Source organism: Spirochaetota bacterium (assembly GCA_040756435.1).
Lineage (GTDB): Bacteria > Spirochaetota > UBA4802 > UBA4802 > UB4802 > UBA4802.
Window position 1 is genome coordinate 39,666 of the sequence record JBFLZD010000002.1, and the last position, 23,175, is coordinate 62,840.

The 23,175-nt window shown below is 38.4% G+C and carries 21 protein-coding genes and 1 pseudogene; 2 read left to right on the forward strand and 20 right to left on the reverse strand.

The window, feature by feature from the left end:
* Positions 1 to 156 precede the first annotated feature (156 nt).
* From AB1444_01040 to AB1444_01115, 16 genes are all read right to left on the reverse strand, one after another.
* Positions 157 to 546, reverse strand: a complete 390-nt coding sequence (locus AB1444_01040) for a response regulator (protein ID MEW6525234.1) — start codon at positions 544 to 546, stop codon at positions 157 to 159.
* Between the two features lie 12 nt (positions 547 to 558).
* Positions 559 to 2,508, reverse strand: coding sequence for a cache domain-containing protein (locus AB1444_01045; GenBank protein MEW6525235.1), 1,950 nt, complete (start codon positions 2,506 to 2,508; stop codon positions 559 to 561).
* 180 nt (positions 2,509 to 2,688) lie between these two features.
* On the reverse strand, positions 2,689 to 3,090 hold the full coding sequence (locus AB1444_01050; protein MEW6525236.1) for a response regulator: 402 nt from the start codon (positions 3,088 to 3,090) through the stop codon (positions 2,689 to 2,691).
* Positions 3,091 to 3,114: 24 nt separating this feature from the next.
* A complete protein-coding gene (locus AB1444_01055; protein ID MEW6525237.1) occupies positions 3,115 to 3,645 on the reverse strand; it encodes an NADH-quinone oxidoreductase subunit B family protein in 531 nt (176 codons plus the stop codon).
* Between the two features lie 2 nt (positions 3,646 to 3,647).
* Positions 3,648 to 4,193, reverse strand: coding sequence for a 4Fe-4S binding protein (locus AB1444_01060; GenBank protein ID MEW6525238.1), 546 nt, complete (start codon positions 4,191 to 4,193; stop codon positions 3,648 to 3,650).
* 24 nt (positions 4,194 to 4,217) lie between these two features.
* Positions 4,218 to 5,117, reverse strand: coding sequence for a complex I subunit 1 family protein (locus AB1444_01065; GenBank protein ID MEW6525239.1), 900 nt, complete (start codon positions 5,115 to 5,117; stop codon positions 4,218 to 4,220).
* A 12-nt stretch (positions 5,118 to 5,129) separates the two neighbouring features.
* Positions 5,130 to 6,803, reverse strand: coding sequence for an NADH-quinone oxidoreductase subunit C (locus AB1444_01070; GenBank protein MEW6525240.1), 1,674 nt, complete (start codon positions 6,801 to 6,803; stop codon positions 5,130 to 5,132).
* 28 nt (positions 6,804 to 6,831) lie between these two features.
* Positions 6,832 to 8,691, reverse strand: coding sequence for a proton-conducting transporter membrane subunit (locus tag AB1444_01075; GenBank protein ID MEW6525241.1), 1,860 nt, complete (start codon positions 8,689 to 8,691; stop codon positions 6,832 to 6,834).
* Positions 8,681 to 9,184 carry a hydrogenase maturation protease gene (locus AB1444_01080; GenBank protein ID MEW6525242.1) on the reverse strand — a complete coding sequence of 168 codons (504 nt, stop codon included), beginning with the start codon at positions 9,182 to 9,184 and terminating at the stop codon, positions 8,681 to 8,683. The genes AB1444_01075 and AB1444_01080 overlap by 11 nt, the downstream gene beginning before the upstream one ends.
* Positions 9,181 to 10,014 (reverse strand): FAD/NAD(P)-binding protein, encoded by an 834-nt coding sequence (locus AB1444_01085; protein MEW6525243.1) that lies wholly within the window; start codon positions 10,012 to 10,014, stop codon positions 9,181 to 9,183. The genes AB1444_01080 and AB1444_01085 overlap by 4 nt, the downstream gene beginning before the upstream one ends.
* A gap of 9 nt (positions 10,015 to 10,023) precedes the next feature.
* Positions 10,024 to 11,076 (reverse strand): 4Fe-4S dicluster domain-containing protein, encoded by a 1,053-nt coding sequence (locus AB1444_01090; GenBank protein ID MEW6525244.1) that lies wholly within the window; start codon positions 11,074 to 11,076, stop codon positions 10,024 to 10,026.
* Between the two features lies 1 nt (position 11,077).
* Positions 11,078 to 13,048, reverse strand: a complete 1,971-nt coding sequence (locus AB1444_01095; protein MEW6525245.1) for a molybdopterin-dependent oxidoreductase — start codon at positions 13,046 to 13,048, stop codon at positions 11,078 to 11,080.
* Between the two features lie 198 nt (positions 13,049 to 13,246).
* Positions 13,247 to 16,099: a PAS domain S-box protein gene (locus AB1444_01100; protein MEW6525246.1), complete on the reverse strand. Its 2,853-nt coding sequence runs from the start codon at positions 16,097 to 16,099 to the stop codon at positions 13,247 to 13,249.
* Positions 16,096 to 17,151 carry a hybrid sensor histidine kinase/response regulator gene (locus AB1444_01105; GenBank protein ID MEW6525247.1) on the reverse strand — a complete coding sequence of 352 codons (1,056 nt, stop codon included), beginning with the start codon at positions 17,149 to 17,151 and terminating at the stop codon, positions 16,096 to 16,098. Before AB1444_01105 ends, AB1444_01100 begins: the two co-directional genes overlap by 4 nt.
* Positions 17,144 to 17,641, reverse strand: coding sequence for a hypothetical protein (locus AB1444_01110; GenBank protein ID MEW6525248.1), 498 nt, complete (start codon positions 17,639 to 17,641; stop codon positions 17,144 to 17,146). The genes AB1444_01105 and AB1444_01110 overlap by 8 nt, the downstream gene beginning before the upstream one ends.
* Positions 17,642 to 17,775: 134 nt before the next feature.
* Positions 17,776 to 18,744, reverse strand: a complete 969-nt coding sequence (locus AB1444_01115) for a M23 family metallopeptidase (protein ID MEW6525249.1) — start codon at positions 18,742 to 18,744, stop codon at positions 17,776 to 17,778.
* 446 nt (positions 18,745 to 19,190) lie between these two features.
* On the opposite strand from AB1444_01115, the gene AB1444_01120 reads away from it, so the two are divergent.
* On the forward strand, positions 19,191 to 19,544 hold the full coding sequence (locus AB1444_01120; protein MEW6525250.1) for a hypothetical protein: 354 nt from the start codon (positions 19,191 to 19,193) through the stop codon (positions 19,542 to 19,544).
* Positions 19,545 to 19,583: 39 nt separating this feature from the next.
* Here AB1444_01120 and AB1444_01125 read toward each other — a convergent pair.
* From AB1444_01125 to AB1444_01140, 4 genes and pseudogenes are all read right to left on the reverse strand, one after another.
* Positions 19,584 to 20,003 (reverse strand): annotated as a pseudogene (locus AB1444_01125) (PIN domain-containing protein).
* Positions 20,000 to 20,227, reverse strand: a complete 228-nt coding sequence (locus AB1444_01130) for a hypothetical protein (protein ID MEW6525251.1) — start codon at positions 20,225 to 20,227, stop codon at positions 20,000 to 20,002. The pseudogene AB1444_01125 and the gene AB1444_01130 overlap by 4 nt, the downstream one beginning before the upstream one ends.
* Before the next feature lie 208 nt (positions 20,228 to 20,435).
* Positions 20,436 to 20,804 (reverse strand): DUF1992 domain-containing protein, encoded by a 369-nt coding sequence (locus AB1444_01135; GenBank protein ID MEW6525252.1) that lies wholly within the window; start codon positions 20,802 to 20,804, stop codon positions 20,436 to 20,438.
* Between the two features lie 75 nt (positions 20,805 to 20,879).
* Positions 20,880 to 21,206 carry a DnaJ domain-containing protein gene (locus AB1444_01140; protein ID MEW6525253.1) on the reverse strand — a complete coding sequence of 109 codons (327 nt, stop codon included), beginning with the start codon at positions 21,204 to 21,206 and terminating at the stop codon, positions 20,880 to 20,882.
* A 153-nt stretch (positions 21,207 to 21,359) separates the two neighbouring features.
* Here AB1444_01140 and AB1444_01145 point away from each other — a divergent pair, with 153 nt between their 5' ends.
* Entirely contained in the window at positions 21,360 to 23,159 is a 1,800-nt protein-coding gene (locus AB1444_01145) for a hypothetical protein (GenBank protein MEW6525254.1), read from the forward strand.
* Positions 23,160 to 23,175: the final 16 nt, after the last annotated feature.

Below are 23,175 nucleotides of genomic sequence, written 5' to 3' on the forward strand. Positions count from 1 at the left end.
AAAAATTTTTCAGTAATAATTCCTTAAAAAATTTCATAATGAATATAGTGTACCCCCCCGCCGCCGAAGGCGGCGGGGGGGGTACACTATTTAATATTTTATTCAAATTTCTACATTTAGGAATAATTAGTGAAATTTTTTCACTAATTTTACTTACTATTGCTTTTTGTTTTTTAAGCTTTTAACTGCATTTTCAATAACATTGCGCAACTCATCAGGAGTGAATGGCTTGGGGATATAATCAAAAGCTCCTGCCTTCAATGCCTGCCGTGCTGTTTCAACCGTTGCATAACCGGTAAATATAATGACAATTACCTCCGGGTACCTTTTTTTTATTTCCTCTAATAGCTGCATGCCATCCATGCCCGGCATCATGAGATCGGTAACAACAATATCATATTTCTTTTTTTCAAGATTATCCAGCGCAGTTTGCCCTGAATATGCGGTTTCAATTTCATAGTCCAGTTTCTGCAGCACTCTGAGGCAGCTTTTGAGTACTATATCCTCATCATCTACTATCAGAATTTTAGCAAGAATATCTTTCATGGTTCACACCTTTCATGTTTTTTGAAATACTGCATATTCTTCCTTATTTTTAGACAGTGGGAATGTAATGGTAAAAATTGTGCCCTTCCCTATCTCACTTTGCACATCAATATTACCATGGTATCGTTTAATAATACCATAGGTTACAGCAAGACCAAGCCCGGTACCCTTCCCCTGTTCCTTTGTTGTGAAGAACGGATCAAATATTTTATCTAAATGATCCTCCTTGATGCCTATTCCAGTATCCGAAACAATGATGGTGATACTATCGTTATGTAAATTATATTGTGTCTTCACTGTCAATGTGCCTCCCTGTGGCATTGCATCCGCTGCATTCATTGCTAAGTTATTAATAACCGACTTAAACTGATTTTCATCTATATACATATCAGGCACATCAGGATCCAGTTCTTTATTAATGACAATATTGTGGAAGTTAACATGCTTCTCAAGAATCAGAAGAACTTCATTTATAAGAATATTTATATTAGTCCGTTTGATATCAGGTTTTGTTGAACGAGCAAAATCTAAAATATTACGCACTATATCCCTGCATCGTAATGTTTCCTTAATAATTACTCTTAAGTCTTCCTCAAAATCAGTATCCTTCAAATCTTCCAGTAACAGTGAGCTGTAGGTAAGAATGGCCGTAAGGGGGTTATTTATTTCATGAGCAATGCCTGATGCAAGTCTTCCAAGTGAGGCTAACTTTTCAGATTGCAATATCTGGTTTTGCGTTTGTTCTTTCAGCTTTCTATCTCTTTCTTTGATTGCATCAATCATCTGGTTAAATGTATAACACAAATATCCTATCTCATCTTCGCTTTCTATCTCAATGTGTGCGTCATAGTTTCCATTTATAACCGATTCTGAAGCCTTCACCAAAGTGCGTACAGGCTGAATTATCATGTTTAAAAGATACAGTGAAATCCCCACAGCAACAATTGCAATTAAAATTGTTATCACCGCAAAATTAACCGTTGAACTTGTCTTAATCTCATCAAATTTTTTTTCAAGTATCCCAACATAAAGAATACCAATGGGCTTATGATATACATTTAATAGTGGCTTATACGCAGATATATACCAGTTATTAACCACAAATGCTTTATCCCACCAGACCTTTCCCTGCAAAATGACCTTATTGTATACTTCCTCTGAAAGCAGTGTTCCAATTGCTCGTGAACCATCAGGCTTTTTTACATTGGTGCATACTCTGACATCATCCAGGAATATTGTTGAAGTACCAACCTCAAGTCCCCCAATCTTTTCATCTTTGAATACCAGTTCTTTTATCTGGTCTACTATCCCGTTATAATTATTTAAAATCCTTACGCCATAAATAATACCAATAAAATTATTATTATAAAATATGGGGATAGTTGCTCGTATTGCCAGTGCATCAACAACCTTTGTCCGTTCAACTTTTCTTGATTTAGGAGTTGGTACAATATCAATAATTACTTTTTTGGCTATTACTTCTCCTTCACGCTCAAGATGTTTATGGGTAACAATATCTGTTCCCTCACATGGTGCCTTATTTTTTAATACATACGAAATATGGTTATCATCGGAAACATCATCACCAAATGAATAATTATTTGCTCGGGCAATCACCTTCCCATGAGCATCCGTAATATTGACAATATCAATTCCCAATTCCTTCTGCACTTCTTTGCATTTATTTATTAATACCTGCCGGTTATTATGCATAATTGCCAATTGAATATATTCTAACAGAGCAATATGCTTGAGCATCTTGCTTTTAAGAGCAACTCTGCTATTATAAATAAAATCAGCTGTGTCTAAATCCTTCAGTACAGTATCAAATGCCTGCCCAACAACATGTTTTTCAATTGTCCGTATGCCAACAAAGGTTGATGCAATTCCTGATAAAAGCACAATGGAAAGTATGCTAATAAATAATTTAAACCGTATCTGTGTGGCAAATCGCTTTTTCATATTAATATGCTATCATTCATTTAATTCTATTTAATATAATAAATCATATTGCACATATTTTGCAACCTTTTTATTGATACGTAAGTAAAAATAGAAAATAGCCGGAACATCAGATCCTGACATTCCGGCTTTGCGATTGTAAACAGGTTGTTGTGATACTATATGCACATCACGGTAAACTCATACATATTTTTTGATTTTATCCAGCAACTCATCTATGCGTACCGGTTTTGTCAAAAAATCATTAATGCCGGGTAGAAATGATTGTTCTTCATTCAGCGAAAATCGTGAGTTGGTTACCTGATTAATTGCAGTCAGCATGATTATAGGCACATTTTTTACGTCTTTGTATTTTGAATCCTCCCTGTTGCTTCGTATCTGATATGATATCTCAAAGCCTGCAGTATCAGTCTCCATCATGACGTCTAAAATCATAAGATCAGGATGATACGATAGTAACTTTTTTAAGCCTTCAGCGCCACTATAGGCAACTTCCACCTCATATCCATTCATGGTCAAAGCCTGTTTCAGGCTTTCAACCAGGTCTCTATCGTCATCAACTAATAATATTTTTTTTGCCATTGTGTATACTCCATCTACCAAATTTTAATCATAGAGCAGCTGATAAATGACATTTCTTTCTTCCCATGCCTTCGTTCGCTGATAGATATCTATTGGGAATTCAATCTGCTTCAATTCAATAGGAGCTGCCTTCTTATCCACCAGACCTAACGCTAATGCAACACCATAAATAATTGCTTCAGGCCTTGGAGGACAGCCAGGGATAAAATAATTAACCGGTATTGCCTTATCGGCACCACCTGTCACATTATAGGTATCAAACCAGCAACCGCCGCCTGTTGCACATGAACCAATCCCAAATACAAGTTTTGGTGATGGCATTGCATCATATGCTTTTTTTACCAAAGGAAATGTTGGTCTGGTAACAGCACCTGAAATAAGCATTACATCAGCATGCCTGGGTGATGCAACCAGTTTGATACCAAACCGTTCCACATCATAGTAAGGAGTTAATACATTTAATATTTCTATATCACACCCATTGCACGCACCAGAATTGCAGTGATACACCCACAATGATTTTGGAAATGCCTTCTTTGCTATTTTACCCAACATGGCTATTCTCCTATCTTTTCAGGCCTTTTATAGGTCTTAGTTTTTTCATACAATTCTTTGTCAAATGTTTGTGAAGAAACAGGAATGACTGCCCTCATCACCAAATTATCATACCGGTATCCTAAATATGACAGTTTATCGATAGCATTCTTTATTTCATGATCAAAACATCTCCCACAGCGCTGACATGTCAGCATAAATAGTTCCATTGTTTCATTAATGTCACGTTTGTCATCAGTTGCCAGTTCATACTGTGATGTCATTGTTATTGCTTTTTCAGGGCACAGGTCCGCACAACGCCCACAATAGGTACAACGTGAACCATCATACATCATTACCCTGAGTTCATTGCAAAGATCGCGCACAAGTATGGTACGGGCAGGGCAGTGATTAGCACATCCGCCACATCCAATACATTTATGATGATCCCAGTATGGCTGACCCCTGTAATTTTCTGGCACAGGATGCGGTTCAAATGGATAGGGCAATGTTACCGTACCGGGCTTAGTAACTACAAATAGCTGTTTTATTTTACTTGTAAGCCACACGATCGTTCTCCTTAACGTTAAGATTTATATTCCATAAACACTCAATGCAATGGTACATAATGATATGACAATTAACACTGCATAGTATTTCACTGCCTGGTCAATGCGTAACCGTGGGTTGGTGGATCCCAGTAACGCAATCAGCACAAAAATCACTGCAACTGCTAAAAGCTGCAAAATTAGGTCAGCAACAAAAATCCCCGTATAGAGAAAAGGCATAAATACCGTTACAAAAAGCACCGCATAGAACATCTGCTTTAACATCATTGAATATTTAAATAGTGCATAGTTGGGACCGCTGTATTCAATAAACGGGCCCTCCAGTATTTCAACTTCAGCTTCAGAAATATCAAATGGTTGACGGGCAACAAATGCCTGCAATGCCATAAGATATACTACAAGCATAAGCACCACCGACCATGAATAGCCAGTAGAAAGAATGCTAAACATGCTGGCATCGATAGCCAGGCTTTTCATCCTTACTGCACCCAGTATAAAAGTCATGGCCAGTATTGGTTCCACCATAATCATGGTTATCATCTCACGGCTTGCACCAATCATTGCATATGCATTCTTGCTTGATAATGCGCCCAACAATATAGAAATACCTGCTAATGTCAAAAGATATACGATAGTGATGACATCAGCATACTGTGTGAGCATATTAGGCTTGAATCCAATAGGAACTATCGTAACCACTGCTGTTACTGCTGCAAAGGCCATCATTGGTGCCAGCTTGAATGCCCAGTTATCACTTACTAAATTATTCTTACCCAAAAGTTTAAGCAAATCCAGGTACGGCTGATAGATAGGTGGGCCCTGCCGTGACTGCACTTTTGCAGTCAGTTTTCGAATTATACCTTCATATAAGGGTGCTAACCCCAAAAACACTACAATATTGAGTACTATCATGAGAATATCCATATGCCACCTGCCTTATACTTTTTTGCTTCGTGACAGACGTTCAAGCTCTTCATTGTTAAGTATTGATTGTCTGCCTGTCTTTACGTCAACCAGTGCCATCCTGTCAGTACATGAGAAACACGGGTCTATGCTACCAATGATTATTGGTGCATCGGCTAACTGATTATTCAGTAACATCAACGGTACGCCCTGTAAGTTGGGATACGTGGGGGCACGTACTCGCCATCGGTCTGCTCTGTTCTCTTCACCAGTAATAAGGTAATGAACGACTTCCCCACGTGGTGCTTCAACAGCAGATATTGAATGAACCAGTGGCTTAATGGGCTCATCAAATTCATATAACAATGGTTCATCAACAGGCATGTCACGTAACACTTGCCGTATAATCTTTATTGATTCAAATGTTTCAAGGATACGTACCAGCACCGTTCCCCATACATCGCAGGTATCAACAACCGGCACATCAAATTGCACTGCATCGTATGCTGCATAGGGATGGTCACGTCGTGTATCAATATCCACACCTCGTGCGCGGGCAACTGGCCCAACCAAACTCCATTTTATTGTATCTTCTTTTGAAACATACCCCACACCCTTAGTTCTTCGGTGGATAGCAGTATCGCCAACGATTGCATTTTTTATTGCTACAAGCTCTTTCTCCACCTTATCCATGACATTTAAAATATCTTCCTTGTGTGGCAAAATATCACGGCGTACGCCACCAATAATTATCATCCCATAGGTTTTGCGGTTGCCAGTAATCTTTTCTGCTAACCACATTACCGGTTCACGAACACGCCATGAATGCATGAACACCGTATCAAATCCAATAAGGTGGCCAGCAACACCTAACCACAATAGATGGGAATGTACCCTTTCAAGCTCTAACATAAATGTACGAATATACTCTGCCTTCCGGGAAATCTTTATTCCTGCAGCAAGCTCCACCGATTGTGAATACGAGGTAGCATGAACCGATCCACAGATACCACAAATACGCTCTGCAATAAACGGCACTTCATTATAGGTTACCTGTGTGGTACACAATTTCTCAATGCCACGATGTGTCATAAAACCACGGTAATCACATCCTTTTATTGTTTCACCATCAACATACACTGCAAAATGTGCTGGCTCATGTAATGTGGGATGGAATGGTCCAATAGGAACGGTAGTGCACCCTTCAGGAGCTTTATCTAATTGATATGCCACATCTTCGGCTGCTGGAGGCATTAAATTCCATGGGACTTCCTTACGCAGTGGATAGATACCTTGTGGCCAGTCATCAGCAAGGATGAGCCGTTTTGGCTTTGGATGTCCTTCAAACTGCATACCAAGTAAGTCCATGTACTCACGCTCCGACCACCCTGCATTAGGGATGTCCGGTGTAATAGAATCAAGAACTGGTTTGTCAGCAGGAACTTTTGTCCTTAAACAACAGAAGATGTTGTCTTTATCAAAACTGAAAGTATGTACTAACCCCAATGTATTATCACGGGCTATATTATCATATCCTATACTCACCATATAACGGGCGCCCATTGCAATGACTGCATTACATATAGCCCGTATATTCTTTTTATCCACATCAACAAACAACCGTGTTTCAAGTGGTGTTTCAAAGCCCTTGACAGCGCTTTTAAACTTTTCTTTCAAATCTTTTTTTACTTGGTCTATCGATGGCATATCTTACCTCTTATTCCAAAATGTTGTATTATTTCACATTACCACCTGTCCACCATAGCATGGACTTTAATGCTGCAAACATGTGTCTGTCCTTATATCTGTTATTATTATTAAGGTCCTGATACCCACACAACCATGTTGGCATAACTTTTTCCTGAGAACCCGCACTCTTTTTCACACTATACGCAACTATAAATCCAATAATAACTATTACGATCACCACAAGTGGAACAGCAATAGCATTTGCATACTGCATGCCAGGAACATTTATTGTTACACCCATAGCAGATGTAAACACAGCATTGTGTGCCGATAGCTCATTGAATGAAGTCTGCACTATGGAACCAGTTGAGAACTTAAAAATATTCATTATTGTTTCATAATAAATGAAAGGAACTACCCCCTGAACTATGCAAAGCAGCGCCAGAATGACCTTAGGCACAAGCATCTTCCAGGTTACTTCATGAGGTTTGTGTTCAACATTCCATTCTACACCGGCTGAAGCAAATGACATCCCAAAAAATTTTACATAACATGCCAGTGTCAATGCGCTGGTAAACAGGGCAATGATGCCAAAGAGGGCAAGGAAGAAAACCTGGCTGCCGCCAAGTAGTGTAGCAGAGATTATTGTCCACTTACTTGCAAACCCACTGAAAGGAGGAACGCCTGCTATAGACAGTGAAGCAATTCCTGCAATCACTGCGCTGACAGGCATGAATGTAAGCAAACCACCTAATTTATTAAGATCCTTTGTACCTGTTTCATATACTATACTGCCTGCGGTAAGAAAGAGTAGTCCTTTAAAGATAGCATGGTTTAATACATGATACAATATTCCAATAATGACCAGAAACGACAGCATCTGTACAAACATATTACTGCTGTGGTACATGTACAGGCCAGCTCCAATAGCCAGAACAATGTATCCAATCTGGCCAATGGAGCTGTAAGCAAGCAGGCGTTTAGCATCGCTCTGCTTTAAAGACTGGGAGGTGCCAATAAATAACGTCACTACACCAAACGTCGCAATTATACTTCCCCATATTAAAGGATTAACAGTATGACCTTCATGTGGAATCATCCAGAAGAATGTTCTAACTATGCCATAAATACCCGTTTTAATCATGACACCACTCAACAGTGCACTCACCGGTGAAGGAGCAATAGAGTGCGCGTCAGGCAACCATAACTGCCCAAACGGGAATACGCCAGCTTTAAAGCTGAAACCAAGCAAAAGCAGGGCATACACCACCGGAATCATTCCTCCAGTAGCGCCAAGTTTTTGCGTTAATGTATGAATTGAATCACCCATAACCGAACCACTGATAAGGAATGCACCAACAACTATAAAAAGCCATGCCAATTCCATAAGGATTAAATATTTATTTGCATTGCGCACATTCTGCTTTTCTTTATATTCAAATCGAATCAGAAAATATGATGCTATTGTCATAAGCTGCCATGCTACTGTGAATCCAATACTCAAATCATCAACGGTTACTATGCCAATCATACCCAGAATGAACAGTGGGAAGTTTATGTAATAGGGTTTAAGTGAGTAGTCCTTATAATGTTCCATATAATCAATAGAATACAGTGCGCTCATTACTGCCATAAAGGAAATAATGGCAATGAAGAATCCTGAAAACGCATCTATAAGAAAATAGACTGGCACAGTACCAAAATATATTGCCTGTGTTTCTGCTGCCTTTTGTACAAAGATTGCCACATATGCAATATACAACAATAATCCTGCTGCAATTGCCACTGCAATCGTGTTTATCCAGCCTGCTAATTTTCTTTTTGAAGCTAAAAGCGGTACAATGATACTTGCACCAAGCAATATAGCAAAAGCCTGTAATAACATTCCATAAAGATCAATGTTCATACACACACTCCTTTTGGTTGCTCATAATTGAGGATTGAACCATACTAACTATTGAATCAACTTTATCCAGTATTATGGGCGATAGTCCCTTTCCAAAATCATTATGCTTGATAACTATCCCAAGCATGTATACATCTTTACCAGATGCTTCCAGTATTTTACATGACATCCGTAATGCCAATTTATGCGTTGATACATCTAATCCCGTTTCAACAAAATCACTGAGTTTTCCAAAAACAACCGTGCCTTCTTCTGCGTCAGCTTCTATAGCATCAATGATCAACACATTTTTACAATTTGACTGGGCAATCGCAAACACATAACTTTCAATGACATCTTCTACATTAAATATGACCACATGAGACTGCACAACTTTAGCTGCCAGAGTATCAACAATGTACAGCCCTACTGCATCATCACCTCTATAGTAATTGCCTACTCCAACAATGCAGGTTGTATCCTTAAAAATATTTTCCAGCGTCGCCAACCTCATATCTGCTCACCTAAGGTTTTAATCTGCCTGTAAGTATATACTGGGCCATCAGTGCACACCAGGGTTCTCCCGATGGCACAGTGCTGACACTTTCCCACGCCGCACTTCATATGCCTCTCTAACGTTGAGATTATCATGTCATCCTTAATTCCACGCTGCATAAGTTCTTTTATAACAGCATTAAACATCACCGGTGGGCCACACACAAATGCCACGGTATTTTCTACAGGTATCTCTACCTTATCAAACAGTGTTGTGATAATACCCACGTTGCCTTTCCATTCAGGCGTGCCATTATCAACTGTAATAAATGTTTCAAACCCTTCAATTTTCTGCCACTGTTCTAACATATACTGATACATTAAATCCTGTGGTGAACGTGATCCATATAAAAGCAGTATACGACCAAAATCATTACGGTGCTGCAATACATGGACTATTGATGACCGTAAAGGAATAAGTCCAATACCACCAGCAACATAGATAACATTTTTTCCTTTTATTTCTTCAAATGGGAACCCATTGCCAAATGGTCCACGTATTCCCACTTTATCACCAACCTGAAGATCATGTAACGCATTGGTTACCTTACCTATTCGCCGCACAGTTATATGAAAACGGTCATTTTCAGGGCTGGGTGGAAGCGATACTGCAAATTCACCTGCACCAAATACCGTACACATAATAAACTGACCTGATTTAAACGTAAAATTGCCATCAATTTCCTTATTATCAAACCTCAGATAAAAGGTTTTTACATCAACAATCTCATCTTTAATTTCTTCAATTGTGGCAATTTCTGGGACTGTTACTATCTTCTGTTCGCTCATAGTTATCACCTATTCATGAATTTCTCTTCGGATATATGTAACCACATTGGGTAACCCTATATCGCCAGGACATACCCATGCGCAGCGCCCGCATCCAACACATCCTGGCCGCAGGTATTTCTTTGACTGTGAGTATGACAGTTTACAGAAAAATCGCTTGTTTCTTCGGTCTTCTATTGGTTTCCGTGGATTATGACCTCCTGCCATTCTGGAATATCCTTCGTATGAACATGAATCCCATGTTCGCAAGCGCTCAGTATTCCCTGCTATAGTATTGGCGTCATTTATGTTAAAACAGGTACAGGTGGGACACACATACGAACATGCACCACACTCAATACACTGGTTTCCAATATACTCCCATACTTCTTCTTTGATGAATCCTGTTGTTACACGGTTCATCACCCGTGATACCCATGCCTTTGACTCAGTTGCAATATCCTCAAACATGGTGATCGATTTTTCTACAAGCTTCTGTTTTTGCGTTACATGTTCTTGTGTGGCTTTGGGGAAGTTGAATGATTCAATAAATGCCTTGCCTTTTTCACTGCCAACTTCAAGCAAGTAACTATCGCCCAAATCCGTAAGATTTAAATCATACCCTTCCTGTGCAGCAGGACCGCTGTCAGTACATACACAAAAACACTGCTTGAACGGAACAACACAGGTATTGGCTACTATGAACATGCGGCTTCGGTGATGGCGATAGACCTCATCAACAAATTCTTGACCTAAGAAAAACCTATCAATACACTGTAAGCCCGTTAAATCACATGAACGCAATCCAAACAGTGCCTTTGGCACATCATCAAAGACCATTGCGATGTCCGCCTTCTTCGCATTTTTATCATATTTATACTGCATGATTGTTTCTAAATGAGGAAACACCACATGCTTTGGTGGATTGGCAGGGATAGGTGCATTCAGATCAATGTTGTCTGCACTTACTTTATCAAAGAAACACTGCCCAAATGCCTCATCTAAATAGGGTCCATACAACGTATACTTTTCTTCTAAGGCCTTTGCAATTTTTTTTACATCATTTTTTTTAATCAGATACATATCACACCTTCTCAATTCGTACTGGGATAGTTGCTTCTTCGCCCTGTGACACAATGTCACTATATGCTAATAAAAATGATGCAATCCCCTCTCTGATAAAATAGGGGACATACGCTGTGCCAGGTGCCACATCATCTGAAATCATAACCATTGCTTTCATGCTTGCTTTTTCGGCTACAACCTTTACCGGCCAGCGGTCACGCACTCCTATCTGCTTTGCATCTTCAGGTGCTATGGCCACATACCCATCTGGATACAACAGCAACGTGGCATTATATTCACGCAGTGGAATAAACGTCTTATGCATGATATTGTTCTGATGCCAGTAATGCTGTGCTTTACCCAGCATAAGTAGATACGGATATTCCTGTGTTGCCTGCACAGCTGCATAGGGCTTGTGTGGGAGCACAAATGAAACTTTTTCAGGCACACAGTATTTTGTACCATCATGATTTTTTTTGGTGCACGGCCACTGCACCCCATGTTTTTTGGAAAGCAATGTATAGCTTATTCCTTCATAAGCAGGAGTAAGGGAAGCTATCTCATCCATTACATCTGATGCACTCTTATAATTAAATGGAATGCTCTTTGCCTCTGCAATTGCATCTATAAGCTTCCACATTGGCATCACATCAAATGCAGGAGCGCACTTCTGGGATGCAAGCTGAACACGTCGCTCAGTATTGGTAAATGTGCCATCAGTTTCAATATATGTTGTGATGGGCAATACAACATGAGCAAAATCTACAACCTTATTGGTAAATGCCCCAATATAAGCAACAAAAGGCAATGACTTCAAACGGTCTGCATATTTGACAATGCCATCATCATGATCAACAATCACCAGAGCTTTGAGTGGTGATGAGCTATCGGACAGAAGTTGTTCAACGGTCTTCCCTTTAAATGTAGGTAATTCCTGTCCCCATTTTTTTTCAAATTTCTTTTTACTGGTTGCATCATCAATGCTCTGGTAACCTGTCAGTAAATCCGGAGCACATCCCATATCAAAGCTCCCCTGTAAATTGTTTATACCAGCAATAGGATTTACTCCACAACCTTCTTTGCCAATCTTGCCTGCAAGCGCAAACAGGTTATAAATTGATGCAACAGTATCATAGCTTAATCCTGAAATACCTGAGGAAAAAAATACCGCAGCACTTTTTGCCTTAATCAGCCGCTCTGCTACAAAAGCTACCTCAGCTGGCAATACCCCTGTTTCCTTTTCTATTGAATCAAACGGTACAGTTGCTAAATACTTTTTATATTCTTCATAATGTGCCGATTTTGTATCTCCCCACTGTTGTTTATCTATATAGTACGCAATTGCATCAAAAACCATCCGCATTGTTCCAGGCTTACAATTAATAAACTTTTTGGAAAGCTTTGCAATCTTTGTCATGCGGCTGTCGATAGTAATTAGCAGCGATCCACTCCGTGCAGCATAATGCAACTCACTACCAATGATAGGATTCTGAGTGGTTATATCCATCCCTGCTACAATAAGCACTTCAGCTTTTCGTATGTCCTCAAGCGATCCCAACATACCTGCAAATCCTGTGCCGTTATACAAAACATCTAAGCTGTTACGATGACCTGATTCTGCTTGAAGGCTTATGTTGTTTGTTTTAAAAACTAAACGGGCCAATTTCATCAGTGCAAAATTGTCCTCATTGGATGAACGTGGCGAGGCATAAAATGCAATCTCTTCAGGCTTATACAGCGATAATGCCGAAACAAGCTTGGCAATAGCATCTTTATAACTAACCTGGCCACTATCTTTAACATACGGCCTGATAATCCGTTCCTGTGTACTCAATAACTCATGGATATTCCATCCTCGTACACATAACCTGCCCTTACTTACTGGATGTACCCGCGATGGGAAAACTCCCTGTACAGATGTGCCATCTACTTTGAGATAGTGGCCACATCCTGTTCCACAAAAGGTGCATACACCTGGCATATAACTCATAGATTATCCTCACTAACCATAATGAAATTCAAAATCATACAGTACTGTGCTACCATAATGTTTTCTTATTCAATTACTATGATGAATATGGCACATTATAAGGATATTGTAAATAGGGGATTTTCTTATTTTTGTTATAGGGGAATTTACTTATGCGATTATGTATATATTGTTTATTTTATTTTTTATATTTTACTATCATTCAGTCCGATTTTGTTTTACCCACTCTATTGCATATTGCAAAAGTTCCTGTGATGATTCTACGTGTAGTTTCATCTTAATCTTTTCTCGTACATTTTCAACAGTTTTAACACTAATATGTAATTTTTGAGCAATGTGCTTGTTGCCCAGACCATGCCCTATTAACTGAAATATCTCAAATTCACGATTTGTAAGCGCTTCCACCGGACTCTCTATTTTTCCCTTTTCTGATAAGGATTGCACCATCTGTTCCTTCATTTCAGTAGAAAGATACACATCCCCCTTTAACACCGTATAGATGGCCTGTATAATCTTATCCGGTGCTTCCTGCTTCATGAGATACCCACGCGCACCAGCTTTAATAGCTCGCTCTGCATATAACTTTTCATCATACATGGAAAGCACAAGTGCTGGCAGTTTAGGGAAACGCTGTTTCAACGCTTTAACCAGTTCAATGCCACTTGTCCCGTTTAATGAAATATCCACAATAATGCAATCAGGAACTTTACGGTTAACTACATCTATTGCTTCATCCGCTGATGTAGCCTGGCCTATTACCTCTAGATTTTTCTGCGTATTAATAAGCTGTTGCAAACCCTGTCGCACAATAGGATGGTCATCAACAATAACAACCGTATATTTTTTACCTGTCTTAGGTTTTTCTATAATGGACTTCTGAGGCCCTTTCTGAATAATACATTGCACCAGCGTTCCGCCACTTTTGTTATTCTGCACCTGAAACGACGCATTAATAATCCATGCTCTGTACTGCATGATATGCATTCCCATTCCTTTTGCCAGATCAACTTCATCCGGGATGCCTTTGCCATCATCCATAATCTTTACATAATAATATGCATTATCTTCAGATATTGTGATAGCAATGTTTTTTGGACTGGCATGTTTCACAGCATTGTTTAATGCTTCACGGATAATGTAATACACATGTACTGTATCGATTGCTTCGTCAATGTTACTTGTAATATTCCATTCTAAGATGGCTTTGATAGCAAAGTTTTTATTAATATCAGCAATCATTTCCTGCAACGATGAATACAATCCTTTGTTGGTTAAATCCACCGGGCTTAAACCTCGTGCAATGAGCCGCGTCTGCTCAATAGCCTGATGTACCATGTTCTGTATCTCAACAATTTCATCAGCTTCCTGAGGATAATCATTTTTTATCTTAAGCCTGAGCATTTCTGTTTTGAATATTAACCCTGCCAGATGCTGACCCAATCCATCATGTAAATCGCGTGCTATGCGGTTTCGTTCTTCCAAGTTTGCCTGAAGTATCTTTCTTTCAAGCTGCTTTTTTTCAGTTATATCAATTCCTATAAACATGAAATAATCAAATTCATTATTGCTGTATACCGGCCGTGCATGCCACTGAACAATTTTTTCTTCACCACTCTTTGTATTGATAGGGCTTTCAAAAATGCGTGTTGTTCTGGTCCTCTTCATTGTTGACAACTGATTACGGAATGACTTTTGCCCAACATCTGGAATAAAAATATCACAGCATGTTTTACCCAGTACCTGACTTAGCAAGTACCCTGTAGCCTGTAACATGGCTTTATTGCAGGTGAGAATGTTCCCTTCCTCATTTAACGTGATAAAATATGCAGGAGCAATATCCTCTAAATTCTGGATAATATCCAGGCCTTTTTTTAGTTTTTCCTTTGTGCGCTTCACATCGGTGAGATCTCGCGCAATAATTGAACAGCCAATAACACTATCGTGCTCATCAAGAAGCGGGGAGATAGTCATTGATAGATTGTGTATCGTACCCTTTTTATCCAGCCCTTCTGTTTCATAATGATCTATCGCCTCATTGTTTTTAATTAGTAGTAGCAATTGGTCAAATTCATCAGGCCTGTATGGGGGCGATAGTATACTGATATCACATCCTACCACCTCATCAAGTGCATAGCCAAAAATATGCTGCGCAGCTTTGTTCCAGCTAGCAATTTTGCCATCAAGTGTAATACCAATTATTGCATCATCAGAGTTGTCCAGTACAATTGATAATTGATTGCGCACATGTTCAATGTGTTTTCGCTCAGTGATATCTCGGGCAACACTCAGTACAGCATTTTCATTTAAATAATAAATGATAGTGCTCACAATCTCCACAGGGATGGTGTTGCCGTTTCTATCAACAAATGAGGTTTCATAGGAATCAGTATTTTCATCAATTGAACGCAAATAGTGATGTATCCTGTCACTATCCCCTTCTGCCGTTAACTGTTGTAGTGTCATTAGCATCATGGCATCATATGAAAAACCTAAACGTTCACAGGTAGTATTATTTACTTCCAATATTTTCCCATCACGTTTATGAATAATAACCATATCCGAAATGCTATTAAACAAAGATTTGTAGCGCATCTGCGACGCCAAAAGTTCACTGGTGCGCTGTAATACAATATCCTCAAGCAGGTCTTTTTCTTTGCGCAGCATATCCTCGGCATGTTTTATGCGCATCATTGCATTAATCTGCGCAATGAGTTCAGCCTGATCAACAGGCTTGGTTAAAAATGCATCGGCCCCTAATTTTAAACCTTTGACTTTGCTCTGGGTATCAGTATGGATAGCGGTAAGAAATATAACAGGGATATGGCGCGTCTTAGGATTGTTTTTTAAAATCTGGCATACTTCATAGCCATCCATCTCGGGCATCTTAATATCAAGTATAATAACATCAGGATTGTGCTCTTCTGCTTTTTCTATACCTTCCTTTCCGGATTGTGCAGTAACAACCTCACAGTTGGCAATCAGGTTCTTCAGAAGTGCGGTAATACTTACCAGATTATCTTTTTTATCATCTATGACTAAAATTGTGTTCATTCCGTAACCCAACGCTGAACTTTTAACACAAATTCTTCAATGGCAAACGGTTTTTGAATAAAATCATCACAGCCGGATGCCATGATGATTCCTCTTTCATCTTTTAATGAAGAAGCTGATACAATAATCACCGGTATATGGCCAGTTTGTTGATTCCCTTTTAGTTGCTTGACCACCTCCAACCCATACACATCAGGTAGTGATAAATCAAGCAATATACATGCTGGTTTTATATCCTGGGCAAGTTTCAATCCTTCATGACCGCTATGTGTTTCAACTATGTCATACAATTTGGACAAAAGAGCCTTAACCACCACTATGCTATCAGGATCATCATCAATAACAAGAATTGTTTTACGTTGCCGCTTGGTTACTTCATGTTCTTTTTGTAACGGTAGCCGCACGGTAAACGTTGACCCCTTGCCAAGCTGGCTTTCAACAGCTATGGTACCCCCTAATAGTGTAACAAGCCTGGCAACGATGGTAAGTCCAAGTCCGGTGCCAGGATATTTTGACGATAGTGACCCCGAAGCCCTGGTAAATCCGGTAAACAACGTATCTAAATACTCACTGCGGATTCCAATGCCGGTATCAGCAATACTGACTACACCGTGTCCATCTTTTTTATATGCCGATATTGTTATACTTCCTTCTTCAGTGAATTTAACCGCATTATCAATGAGATTTTCACATACCTGATACAGGCGAGACTCATCAGTAGCCAGTATAATATCATCGCAGTGCATATGCAATTGCAATCCCTTTTTGCGGATGACTCCTTCATAGCGTTCACACACATCATGTAACACGGAAGCTATCGATACATTTGTTACAGACAATTGTATACCACTATCAATTTCAAACACTTCAATAAGATCATTAATAAGGGCCAGAAGTTTTTGACCATTACGTTCAATAATTTCTAAATACTCTTTTTCTTCAAGGGTAAGGCGGCTATCAGCCTGCATAAGCAAAACTTTTGATAGCGTTAAAATTGAGTTTAACGGTGATTTCAATTCATGGCTTATGCTGTGTAAAAACTCTTTATTCATGAGCCTTTTGCGCTACATTCATTTTTAATAGATACGCAATATTAAAAAGATTGGTAATGCCCCCTACAAAGCGTTCCTTGATCATGCCTTTAGGCAAACTATCAACTTTAAGGTGATATTCCTCTAATCGGTTCTGTATTGTGGCAACAATGTTTGATAGCTCATCATGGGGTAATTTTTGCTTTAAATACTCCATTTGCTCATTGACAGCCTGGGCACTGAAAAACATCTTTCTAAAAGCATCTTTAATATCATGAGGAAAACCTATAATCAATTTTTCTACTAAACAGATCCTTGCCAACTGATATCCCAGCTGAACATCCTGGCAGCTCCTATTTGAAAAGCAATCAGGAAAACGCTCCAAATATGCGCTGCCTAATGCTATCATCTCTTCAATATCAAAATCAAAGTTGCCATCACAGGCAATGATATCGTTTCTAAATTCGTCTAAATTCTTTGATTTGATAAAATACTCAGCTGGCTTTGCCATATGTTCATTCCAGTTTATTCACAGTAACTATCGCATAAAAACTATAGCACATCATTACTATTTTATATAGTTAAAATAGTATATCAATTTTGTAAAGTAGATTATGGAAGGGAATGTATACAAATATGGTATTGTTAATCTCGTATAGGTAGCATCACAATACTCAGAGGATTTACCTGCACACCATTAACCATAAGTGATACATGCAGATGTGGACCTGTTGACATGCCTGTGCTTCCCACCGTTCCTATAAGCTGCCCTGCCACCACCGTATCCCCGCTTGTAACATACAGCGTATCCATGTGCATATAGTAACTGAACATGCCATTGCCGTGATTTATAATAACCATATTGCCTTCATAGAAGAGCATTTCAGCAAGCACCACAATGCCATCAAGCATTGCATACACGGGATCCCCGGTATCTCCGTTTAAGTCAATGCCGCGGTGAATACGCTCAACCGTTTGTGTTTTCCCTGAAGTACTGTCATGAAGTTTATATATCCGTTTTGCCCAGAATGGGGAATTGACCTCGTGCACATTACGAGGATGAAACGCTCTGCCCCGGACAAGATCGCTATATTGTGTGGCAAACGCTTTTTGTTTTTTTTCAGTACACTGCTGTATAAACTCCACTACTTCAGGTGACTCTAAATATTCTTTTTTAGAAAACTTGCCCAAATCCATAGGTACGGTTGAAACAGGAAATGCTGTTTTTACAACCTCAACAGGTATATCAATTTTTTTTGTACCGATAGTTACTGTAAAAGTATATGTCCCGGGCTGTTGGTCAGGTGCAATGGCAAAAAAACCTCTGAATCCCCAGCTTCGTTTTGTAGTCGGAATAACTTTTTCATTAAACGTTGCACCAATTTTTTTCACATCATTAGCGGGAACTATCTCAAAGTATACAATATTTCCCTGTGAAAAGCGATGAGCAAAAAGCATGCAGGCAATATCATCGCCACTGTAGCTTATAACCTTTACATCAGTAGCAGTAAAATTTTTTGGCACCGGTGTTTTAGCGATAGTTACTTTTGTAATATCTTTTGCACATGAAAGCAAAAGTAATAAACCCAGTGCTATATATATTCTTTTTCTCATTCTAAAAACCTTTCTATCCTTCCCGTTGTGTACTCTGCGTTCTGCGTATTCAAACAGCGTTGCCTTCTTGTACCCTGTGTTAGGATTGCTGCATCCACAAAGTTTTGCTTTTTCTCATTGCTCAGGCGCTCACACACTTGACCGTCTGAGATAGATAGTATCTAATATCTTATCCTTACCTGTAAGCTACAGACGCCATCCATGGCCATAGCCTGTAACGCAAGTTATTTGGCTCCGACATACTGTCTCTTCTATTTTACGTAGCCCCAATCCATAAAGTTAGCAATTAATTGCTCTCACCCAAACTCCTCCAGATACTCCGCACCAGCTACTATTTATGCATCTAGCATTTTTTAGCTTTCATAGTACACCGTTGATGCTTGATTTTTATACAATTCTTATATATACTATAATACATACACATACTATACCACAAGGAGGTTTGTATGTCCACACGTATTTCTTTTAGTAAATTAGAAAAAGAATTCCTCCCCCAGTTCAGAGAAAAGATAAGCACCTCAGAAGACATCATTGACGTACAAAAATATTTTTCGTACACTATAAAAGAAATGCTGCAAAAAGCCTTTGAAAAAGAAGAAATAACCATTACCCAAGAAGATATTGAGCTTATCACCATACCACCGTATTATACTATAAAAAAAATGGATTCATCCATACAATCATTATGGGAAAATTCAGATTTAAAGGATATACTTCACCGATTTGCTGAGGTAGCCCACAAACGGTATCTTCATTTGCAAAAGAATCCATCAAAGACCAACAAGAAGATACGAAGATAAAGATTACATTTCATCATTTCTACAGGCAGTTAAAGCAAGCTATCTGAATTTATTTAGAGCTAACAATTCTTTTGGGGTGTAAATTGCAACATTACAATTCTTAAAATCATCTTTATTACGTGTAACAATTATTTCCAATCCATTACAATTAGCAGCAGCAACCTGAATAGCATCTTCAAAATCTTTAATCTGGTAATGTAAGGCATCTATAATTAAATTTTTATCTACAGTTATTACATCAACTATTTCTATTAAATCAGCAATGAAAGATCTTGCAATATTATCATCGATCTGTTTTTTTTAAATATAATAAATATCTGTTATACTTGATGCAGTGATATACCCTTTGATCATTTTTTTATCAATCAACTTAAAAAGTTTTGCTGCGTAATTAAAAAAAGGCTCTCTTTTCAGGGCAATATCCAAAATAATATTTTTGTCAATAAGTATACGCTTCATTTATATTTTTTATCAAGGTATGAATAACGGCTACTATCTACATCAACATTTTTTAATATCCCACCCCATTTTTTAATAAATAGATGAGCGGTCATATCTTTTTTTTTATTTCTTTCTTTAAATTTGACAATTACTTCCACTTTTTTTTTGTAATACTGCTTATTCACTGGCACTTTAATAAACCCATCTTTTGATACTATAGTTTCAAATCTGTATTCTTTCATAATTTATATATCCAATTACTTCCTGCTCTTTATTACTAAGATAAAATCTTTATCATAAAATTCAAATAAAATTTTGATTTACTTTCAATAATCATTCCTTAAAAAATTTCATAATGAATATAGTGTCCACCCCGCCGCCTTTGTCGGCGGTGGTGTACACTGTATTATATTTTGTTCATATTTTTTCCATTGAGGAATAATTAACGATTTACTTTGATAATTTCTCCATTATCTTTTTTCTATATTCATAGTCAGTCACATGAATACCTTTCTGCTCCATAAGCATGGTATAGCGTAGTTGTTTTGCACTGAGCTGCTTTACCAGTCCCTTCATTTCCTCATCATCGTAGCAAGCATCAATAAGCTGCTGTAATGAATATATTTCTTTACGTAGTTCCACCTCTTCAGGCACTATACCGGCATTTTTTAAAATTTTATATGCCATACGAAGTTCTGGCGGGATATTATCCAGTTCATCCTTTGGCAATGGTTTACCCATTCCCGGTAGGTTATCAAACTCTCCCCGCTCCATTGCCTCGCGTATACGCTGTTCTGCTATAAGCTCAAAAATGTACATACTCAGTTTATTTTACATTTAAATTATAGTATATAACACACATACATAATGCAGTTGCTTTTGTAAAATATTTTTTTATCCATATCCTGGACCTCCCCAATGGGGGTCAGAGCCAAATTTCCTTTTCCAAAAAGCTTCAGGGTCTTCCTCCGCAAGTTCCTCCACAAGCTTTTGTTCTGTCAAAGGTATTTTATAGCTATTGCAAAAAGCAATGAGCAGTTTATACGCTTCAGTTATTTTGATAGCCTTCTCATTGCATATTTCTTTATCGTGCTTACAGCGGTCAGGATGCCACTCATGCATTAACTTCCGGTATGCTTCTTTAACCTGCTTTAGGGAGGCCCTATCGCCCAAACCTAAAAGCTTTGCAGCTTCTTCTATTTCCTGATAATCAATACGCATAGAACGCTCCTGTATAATAATCACATACCAAATGTACCATAAATTGCCATGATTTCCATTTCAACGTTTATATGTATACTCATTGTGTAATGCAAATACAGTAATAAATCACGGTATTGTGTTCGATAAATAATTGAAGGGAGAACTATTGCCATGAAACTATTATCAATGATAATGACATTCCTTATTATACCACACATCCTTTTTGCTGAAAATTACTGGCAGCGATATGCCGATGCACTCATCAAAGAACAAAAGCAGGTAAAAGAGCAAGCATCAAATGCACCATTTGTGATTGAGTATCTTGACACCCGTATTGCCATGGCGCAAGAGTTATCGCGTTCCTTTGATGCAATACCACAAAACAACAAACAAACGCAAGCACACATAGCCAATTGCTATAAGCAGGTACTATCGCTTTGCTTTGATAAAACACTCATTAATATTACAAAAGAACAGGTTGCCAAAGAATTACAGTGTGCTGAAATTAGCAATACTGATGCTATCATCATTCACTCTGAATTGGTACTTTCATCGTTTTTCAAGAATGGTGATACAATCTTTGATACTATTACACCACAATCCAATATACAACAAATCATATCCCAATGCAAGCCGCCCTTTGATGACCTGTCACCCAGTACACGCTTTCAGGAGCTTGCTGCACATACCAATTTTATAAAACAAAAACATCACTACATTACCTCCATAGCTTCACTGTGTAATGTAACACAGTATAATGAAGAAGAACTACGGCAAAATCCAGAACAAGCCAAAGCCCTCCTGTCACAGTTAGCTTACACACTCATCAATATTCCCGAATACACAGCCACATACCACCAAACCGAAGGCATCCCCTATCAAATAACTATCCCACAAACATTAGACTGTTTCCGTGTAATAAATGAAATACAAAACAAAAGGGATGCGATAGTAACCAGGCAGGATACCCAAACGATTCCTGAAATTGAATCCATAACTCTTTCATACATCACACCCATACAAAACCAGATTGCCGAGCAAAAGAAACTTCTTACAATCATGAAATCAACCGATGGCATCTGTGTTGAAAACGAGGAAGTCTTTAATAATTTTGTACAACGTTTTGAAACACAATCAAAATATCTGCACGATTATGCACAAGCAACAACACTGTACTGTCAGCTTGTACTGTTACAAGAACCACGTATTAATTACTCTAACCGATATCAGCATATTGTACATGTTGCCACACATATTCAGAAACTTGCACAATCATTAGGCAATACCACAAAAGAAATAATCCCTGAAGTAAAGCAACTATTTGATGTATTGAAAGCATTTCTCTATACTGATGCACCAAAAGAAAACAATGATAAACTTGCAACAACATTGCAGACACTGCACACAATTAAAGAAGACATCTACACCATGGCCAGCACCAGAAAGGATGACACACTCAACCCTGCGCTCTGTAACCTTGAAATTGCAATGAACATAGAAACACTTGAAAAAGGCATCAAACTGTTTACTACACAAACATACGCAAAGCAGGCACTTATGCGCTATGCATCAACAATGCAGAAAGCCTTTGAATCTGCACAAACTGGTTTTAGCGATGATACAATACAGCAGATTATTGCCATGCAGTCAGTAATTCCTGTAGTTGAAAATTTTGATGTGCAGCAGATAATCACCGAATATACAAGCCAGCAATATATGCTGCGCAAACTACGATCCGACAGCGCATCACTTATGCAGCGCATAGAAGCATACAAAAAGAAAGGCATTACTATAAACGACTATGAAAAAGCAAAAGAGATTGTTGAAACTATAAAAAGCCTGCAGTCACTGTATACGGTAGATGTTGGAAAATACAAAATGAACCAGAATAACATTCTTATTATAGATCGACAGTGTGTAGCATTACTCAAACGGATGATGCAAAACAATAAAATTGTATCCAATATATAATATTATATAATATTAT

Coding starts and splice junctions, on each gene's coding strand:
- AB1444_01040 (MEW6525234.1), bottom strand. CDS start 546: ATGAAAGATATTCTTGCTAAAATTCTGATAGTAGATGATGAGGATATA.
- AB1444_01045 (MEW6525235.1), bottom strand. CDS start 2,508: ATGAAAAAGCGATTTGCCACACAGATACGGTTTAAATTATTTATTAGC.
- AB1444_01050 (MEW6525236.1), bottom strand. CDS start 3,090: ATGGCAAAAAAAATATTATTAGTTGATGACGATAGAGACCTGGTTGAA.
- AB1444_01055 (MEW6525237.1), bottom strand. CDS start 3,645: ATGTTGGGTAAAATAGCAAAGAAGGCATTTCCAAAATCATTGTGGGTG.
- AB1444_01065 (MEW6525239.1), bottom strand. CDS start 5,117: ATGGATATTCTCATGATAGTACTCAATATTGTAGTGTTTTTGGGGTTA.
- AB1444_01070 (MEW6525240.1), bottom strand. CDS start 6,803: ATGCCATCGATAGACCAAGTAAAAAAAGATTTGAAAGAAAAGTTTAAA.
- AB1444_01075 (MEW6525241.1), bottom strand. CDS start 8,691: ATGAACATTGATCTTTATGGAATGTTATTACAGGCTTTTGCTATATTG.
- AB1444_01080 (MEW6525242.1), bottom strand. CDS start 9,184: ATGAGGTTGGCGACGCTGGAAAATATTTTTAAGGATACAACCTGCATT.
- AB1444_01085 (MEW6525243.1), bottom strand. CDS start 10,014: ATGAGCGAACAGAAGATAGTAACAGTCCCAGAAATTGCCACAATTGAA.
- AB1444_01090 (MEW6525244.1), bottom strand. CDS start 11,076: ATGTATCTGATTAAAAAAAATGATGTAAAAAAAATTGCAAAGGCCTTA.
- AB1444_01095 (MEW6525245.1), bottom strand. CDS start 13,048: ATGAGTTATATGCCAGGTGTATGCACCTTTTGTGGAACAGGATGTGGC.
- AB1444_01100 (MEW6525246.1), bottom strand. CDS start 16,099: ATGAACACAATTTTAGTCATAGATGATAAAAAAGATAATCTGGTAAGT.
- AB1444_01105 (MEW6525247.1), bottom strand. CDS start 17,151: ATGAATAAAGAGTTTTTACACAGCATAAGCCATGAATTGAAATCACCG.
- AB1444_01110 (MEW6525248.1), bottom strand. CDS start 17,641: ATGGCAAAGCCAGCTGAGTATTTTATCAAATCAAAGAATTTAGACGAA.
- AB1444_01115 (MEW6525249.1), bottom strand. CDS start 18,744: ATGAGAAAAAGAATATATATAGCACTGGGTTTATTACTTTTGCTTTCA.
- AB1444_01120 (MEW6525250.1), top strand. CDS start 19,191: ATGTCCACACGTATTTCTTTTAGTAAATTAGAAAAAGAATTCCTCCCC.
- AB1444_01130 (MEW6525251.1), bottom strand. CDS start 20,227: ATGAAAGAATACAGATTTGAAACTATAGTATCAAAAGATGGGTTTATT.
- AB1444_01135 (MEW6525252.1), bottom strand. CDS start 20,804: ATGTACATTTTTGAGCTTATAGCAGAACAGCGTATACGCGAGGCAATG.
- AB1444_01140 (MEW6525253.1), bottom strand. CDS start 21,206: ATGCGTATTGATTATCAGGAAATAGAAGAAGCTGCAAAGCTTTTAGGT.
- AB1444_01145 (MEW6525254.1), top strand. CDS start 21,360: ATGAAACTATTATCAATGATAATGACATTCCTTATTATACCACACATC.